The following is a 5,217-nucleotide window of genomic DNA, read 5'->3' as shown; positions in this document are numbered from 1 at the left end:
ATGTCATCTGCAAGTGATTGGAGCGGGAAACGAGACTCGAACTCGCGACCCCGACCTTGGCAAGGTCGTGCTCTACCAACTGAGCTATTCCCGCAACGGAATATCACTTACACATATCTACCGGACACTGTTTGGAGCGGGAAACGAGACTCGAACTCGCGACCCCGACCTTGGCAAGGTCGTGCTCTACCAACTGAGCTATTCCCGCAACAGAATGTCATCTGCAAGTGATTGGAGCGGGAAACGAGACTCGAACTCGCGACCCCGACCTTGGCAAGGTCGTGCTCTACCAACTGAGCTATTCCCGCATCGGAATATCACTTACATATTTTTGGAGCCAGCAACGAGACTCGCGCTCGCTGCCCCGACCTTGGCAAGCACTCAACATGCTCTACCAACTCGGTGACTCCGGCACTGCATATTGGAGCGGGAAACGAGACTCGAACTCGCGACCCCGACCTTGGCAAGGTCGTGCTCTACCAACTGAGCTATTCCCGCAACATGGATTGTCTTGAGGCTGTGCTGATGATTGGAGCGGGAAACGAGACTCGAACTCGCGACCCCGACCTTGGCAAGGTCGTGCTCTACCAACTGAGCTATTCCCGCATCGGAACGTCATCAGCAAACATTTTGGAGCGGGAAACGAGACTCGAACTCGCGACCCCGACCTTGGCAAGGTCGTGCTCTACCAACTGAGCTATTCCCGCAAAACCTGAAAACAGACCGTACAGCATTTGGTTGCTTGCGCTACTGTACGGGAGCCGAATTATAAGAGCAGACATTCCAATTGCAAGGGCTTTTTTGTCTGGTTGCAGCCGTTCGCTCAAAAGCTGGCCGAACTGCTGATTTTAGCAACCGAACGACGGCAAACCCTTGCCAGCCACTCAGATTTTGAAGACGTGGGCGCGGTAGAACTGCAGTTCGGCAATGGATTCGCGGATGTCGTCCAGCGCCTGGTGGGAGCCGCTCTTCTTGAACTGATCCAGCAGTTCAGGCTGCCAACGACGGACCAGCTCCTTGATGGTGCTGACGTCCACGTTGCGGTAATGAAAGAAGGCTTCCAGATCGCTCATGTGCTTGACCATGAAGCGGCGATCCTGGCCGATGCTGTTGCCGCACAGGGGGCTGGTGCGCTCCGGCACCCACTGGCGAATGAAGGCGAGGGTCTCGGCAACGGCCTTGGCCTCGTCGTATTCACTCGCCTTGACCCGGGCCACCAGCCCGCTCTTGGTGTGGGTGTTGACGTTCCAGTCATCCATCTTGCCCAGCTCTTCCTCGCTCTGGTGGATGGCGATGACCGGCCCTTCGGCCAGCACGTTCAGGTCCTTGTCGGTGACGATGGTGGCGATCTCCAGTACCACGTTCTCTTCGGGGTCCAGACCCGTCATCTCCATGTCGATCCATACCAGGTTCTGCGCGCTGACTGTCATGATTGCTCTCTCTATTGGGAGGAATGGCGGAATTTTGCCAATTTGCATGTATCATACTGGCTTTGAATCTGTTCATAAACTGGCAAACCCCGTGGCAAAGAAAGCAAAACTCAATCTGGGTCAACAAAGGCGCGTCCAGGCCAACCGCGAGCGGCGGCTGCAAAAAGAGCACACCACAGTGGTGGATGACACCCTGTTCGGCCCCGCCATCGAAGGGGTGGTGATCAGCCGTTTCGGCCAGCACGCGGATGTCGAGGCGAGCGATGGTGCCATCCACCGCAGCAACCTGCGGCGCAGCAGCATCAGCAGCCTGGTGTGCGGCGACAAGGTGGTGTGGCGCCCCGGCCTCAATGCCGCGACTGCCGGCGTCATCGAGGCGGTGCATCCGCGCCACTCGGTGCTGACCCGGCCGGACTTCTACGACGGGGTCAAACCCATCGCCGCCAACATCGACCAGATCATCATCGTCTCGGCGGTGATGCCCGAGTTCTCCACCAACATCGTCGACCGCTACCTGGTGGCGGCAGAAGATGTGGAGATAGCGCCCCTCATCGTGCTGAACAAGGTCGACATGCTCGATGACGCGGCCCGCGCCCGTATCGAGCACCAGCTCGAGACCTACCGCAAGCTCGGTTACGAGGTGCTGCTGGTGAGCTGCGAGAGCGGTGAGGGCATCGACGCCTTAAAGGCGGCGCTCACCGACAAGATCAGCATCTTCGTGGGCCAGTCCGGGGTGGGCAAGTCGTCCCTCACCAACGCCCTGATGCCGGGGCTGGACGTGCTCACCGGCGAGATCTCCGAGAACTCGGGGCTCGGCCAGCACACCACCACCACGGCGCGGCTCTACCACTTCCCGAGCGGCGGCGATCTCATCGACTCCCCCGGGATCCGCGAGTTCGCCCTCTGGCACCTGGAAGCCGACCGCATCACCTGGTGCTTCGTCGAGTTTCGCGACTACCTGGGTGGCTGCAAGTTCCGCGACTGCACCCACAAGGACGATCCCGGCTGCGCCCTGCGCGCCGCGGTCGAAGCGGGCGCCATCAGCGCCGATCGCTTCCACAACTACCACCGCATCCTGGAAACCATGCAGGAAGCCCGCCACGGTCGCCAACAGGCGCGGCTGTGACCCGTTCAACTCATTCCCAGATGAAGATCATGAGCATCACTGACAACCTGAAAATTGCCGGTCAATACTGCCTGCCCAAACACGCCCTCTCCCGCCTGGTGGGCAAACTTGCCGCCGCCGAAGCGGGCAACCTCACCACCAGGGTGATCGAGGCCTTTATCAAGCAGTACCAGGTCGACATGAGCGAGGCGCTGCACGAGAGCCCTGCCCACTACAAGAGCTTCAACGAATTCTTCACCCGCGAGCTCAAGCCCGGCATCCGCCCCGTGGTGGAAGACGCCATGACCCTGGCCCTGCCGGTGGATGGCACCGTCAGCCAGCTCGGGCCCATCAGCCAAGGTCGCATCATCCAGGCCAAGGGCCACGACTACAGCGCCCGCGAGCTGCTGGGGGGCTATGAGGATCTGGTAGCCCCGTTCAAGGATGGCGACTTCGCTACCATCTATCTGGCACCCAAGGATTACCACCGCATCCACATGCCGCTGGACGGCGTGCTGGAGAGCATGGTGTTCGTGCCTGGGGATCTCTTCTCCGTCAACCCCCTCACCGCCGAGAACGTGCCCAACCTGTTTGCCCGCAACGAGCGGGTGGTGGCCACCTTCAGAACCCCCCACGGCCCCATGGCCCTGGTGCTGGTCGGTGCCACTATCGTGGCCAGCATCGAAACCATCTGGGCCGGCAACATAGCGCCGACCAAAGAGAAGAAGGTGGTGCGCTGGGACTACACCGGCGATGAAGCCATCACCCTGCAAAAGGGGGCCGAGATGGGCCTGTTCAAGCTGGGCAGCACAGTCGTCTGCCTGTTTGGCCCGGGCATGCTGGCCGGTTTCGAGCCGCACCTGGCCAACGGGGTCACCACCCGCATGGGTCAGCCCTTTGCCACCCTGGCGGCGCAAGCATGAGCGATCAACCCGCTTCCCAGAAGAACAACCCGCTGCACGGGCTGACCCTGGAGGCCATCGTCACCGCCCTGGTCGCGCACTATGGCTGGGAAGCGCTGGGGCAGCAGATCAATATCCGCTGCTTCACCGATAATCCCAGCATCAAGTCCAGCCTGAAGTTCTTGCGCAAGACCCCCTGGGCCAGAGAGAAGGTCGAAAGCCTCTATCTGTACGTCCAGCGCAAGCAGGCCAAAGAGAAGGAGTGACGCCATGGCGTTCAAGATTACCTACACCTACAAGAAGCAGGCCAGGGAGATTGGCTACGCCAACGACAAGTTCAACAGCATCTATGATGCCGTTGCCGCCGCCGAGGGGATCGATCTGACCCGCTTCCACGCCATGGAAGAGCAGCTGGCCCAGGTGTGCCGCCGCGACAAGAAGAGCGTGAAGGATTACCGGGAGAACTACTTCAAGGAGCTGGGCTTCTCCAACATCGTCATCGAACGGGACGCCAAGGAGTAAGCATGCGCACCCTGACCCTGATGGCCGCCTCCCTGCTGCTGGCCGCCTGCAACACGACACCGAGGGAGCCCCTGGTCGGCGCGGATCGCGACGAACATGGCTGCATCGGCAGCGCGGGTTATCAATGGTCGGCGCTGGCAGGCAAGTGCGTGCGGCTGTTCGAGCAGGGCATTCGCCTCAACCCGACCGATGCCGGTCAGACCGTCAGCGCCTTCGTGCTGTTCAATGCCGATCAGAGTCAGGCCGAGCTGACCCTGCCAGAGGGCGAGCCGATCCGGCTGATCCGCCAGGGCGAAGAGGGCAACTGGTCCTGGCAGGGCGGCGGCTATCAGCTCTTCCCCTGGAAGGGCTATGTGCTCAAGTCCGGCGACCATGTGCTCTATCACGGCGATCTGACCCCCTGATCCTCTGGCTTCATCCCTCCCCCCACGCCCTGATGGGCGCAGAGCAGGCATAAAAAAAGGTTCTTCGCGGGATCCTGGGAAAGTGGAAGTTGACAGACAGGGTGCTGGTAAACTGGTTGTCGCCAAACACACCACCACCATCACCCTGCTGTCGCCGTGCATCATATTGATATTACCTCCTTCTGGCCAGGTTATACCGTCATCGCCCAAGCGCTTTCTGCCAACCATCACACCCTGTTTACCCTTGAGCCTCGCGCCGACTTCTTGCCCCGTTGTCGCCGATGCCTGCAACCCACGCCATTGATCCACGACCAACGTATCCGCCGGGTGCGTGAGCGAGACCTATTTGACCGACAAGTCTGGTTACAACTGCCTGTTCGCCGCGTCGACTGTCTGCGCTGTGGTCGCGTCAGTGAACATATCGACTGGCTCCCCTCTGGCTCCCGCCTCACCCGGCGCATGCAGTGCTGGATTGAAGCGCTCGTTCAGTACCTCCCCATCCGCCATGTCAGCCAGCTCACCGGGGTCGGTTGGCACACCATCAAGGAGATCGACAAGCGCCGTTTGCAGACTAGTGTGGGCACCATCGAACTTGGGGAGGTGCGGCGGCTGGTGATGGATGAGTTTGCCCTGCACAAGGGACACCGCTATGCCACCGTGATCATGGATGCCGAGCGAACCCGCGTCCTGTGGGTGGGGCACGGCAACAGTCGGGCCGCTATCCGTCCCTTCTTCGAGCAGCTCGGCGAGCGATGCCAGCAGATTGAGGCGGTGGCGATGGACATGAACACGGCGTTCGACCTGGAGGTGAAGCAACACTGCCCGCAGGCGGAGGTGGTCTACGACCTGTTCCA

The 5,217-nt window shown here is 60.7% G+C and carries 6 protein-coding genes, 6 tRNA genes and 1 pseudogene; 6 read left to right on the top strand and 7 right to left on the bottom strand.

All coding sequences use genetic code 11. From position 1 onward, the window contains the following. Positions 1-18: 18 nt before the first annotated feature. From AB5Y54_RS10865 to orn, 7 genes are all read right to left on the bottom strand, one after another. Positions 19-94: transfer RNA gene (locus AB5Y54_RS10865), tRNA-Gly, on the bottom strand. 38 nt (positions 95-132) lie between these two features. After that, a tRNA-Gly gene (locus AB5Y54_RS10860) sits at positions 133-208 on the bottom strand. A 24-nt stretch (positions 209-232) separates the two neighbouring features. Continuing rightward, positions 233-308: transfer RNA gene (locus AB5Y54_RS10855), tRNA-Gly, on the bottom strand. Positions 309-422: 114 nt separating this feature from the next. Beyond that, positions 423-498, bottom strand: a tRNA-Gly gene (locus AB5Y54_RS10850). Positions 499-530: 32 nt separating this feature from the next. Then, positions 531-606 (bottom strand) — tRNA-Gly (locus AB5Y54_RS10845). A gap of 25 nt (positions 607-631) precedes the next feature. Beyond that, a tRNA-Gly gene (locus tag AB5Y54_RS10840) sits at positions 632-707 on the bottom strand. A gap of 177 nt (positions 708-884) precedes the next feature. Continuing rightward, positions 885-1,430, bottom strand: a complete 546-nt coding sequence (gene orn, locus AB5Y54_RS10835; protein ID WP_042014296.1) for an oligoribonuclease — start codon at positions 1,428-1,430, stop codon at positions 885-887. Between the two features lie 91 nt (positions 1,431-1,521). Between orn and rsgA the strand changes: the two genes are divergently transcribed. The 6 genes and pseudogenes from rsgA to AB5Y54_RS10805 all read left to right on the top strand — a co-directional run. Beyond that, positions 1,522-2,556: a small ribosomal subunit biogenesis GTPase RsgA gene (gene rsgA, locus AB5Y54_RS10830; protein WP_039040203.1), complete on the top strand. Its 1,035-nt coding sequence runs from the start codon at positions 1,522-1,524 to the stop codon at positions 2,554-2,556. A gap of 29 nt (positions 2,557-2,585) precedes the next feature. Then, positions 2,586-3,458 carry an archaetidylserine decarboxylase gene (asd, locus tag AB5Y54_RS10825; protein WP_042014303.1) on the top strand — a complete coding sequence of 291 codons (873 nt, stop codon included), beginning with the start codon at positions 2,586-2,588 and terminating at the stop codon, positions 3,456-3,458. Further along, positions 3,455-3,703: a VF530 family DNA-binding protein gene (locus tag AB5Y54_RS10820; RefSeq protein WP_041212447.1), complete on the top strand. Its 249-nt coding sequence runs from the start codon at positions 3,455-3,457 to the stop codon at positions 3,701-3,703. The genes asd and AB5Y54_RS10820 overlap by 4 nt, the downstream gene beginning before the upstream one ends. Before the next feature lie 4 nt (positions 3,704-3,707). Further along, positions 3,708-3,959 (top strand): DUF2960 domain-containing protein, encoded by a 252-nt coding sequence (locus tag AB5Y54_RS10815; protein WP_010675489.1) that lies wholly within the window; start codon positions 3,708-3,710, stop codon positions 3,957-3,959. Between the two features lie 2 nt (positions 3,960-3,961). Beyond that, positions 3,962-4,363, top strand: coding sequence for a hypothetical protein (locus tag AB5Y54_RS10810; protein ID WP_201996414.1), 402 nt, complete (start codon positions 3,962-3,964; stop codon positions 4,361-4,363). 156 nt (positions 4,364-4,519) lie between these two features. After that, a pseudogene (locus tag AB5Y54_RS10805) lies at positions 4,520-5,217 on the top strand (ISL3-like element ISAeme19 family transposase); the annotation flags it as partial.

The organism is Aeromonas sp. s9, from assembly GCF_040907765.1.
Taxonomy (GTDB): domain Bacteria; phylum Pseudomonadota; class Gammaproteobacteria; order Enterobacterales; family Aeromonadaceae; genus Aeromonas; species Aeromonas caviae.
The sequence above is the reverse complement of the archived record's forward strand: the minus strand, read 5'-3'. Positions and strand labels throughout refer to the sequence as shown.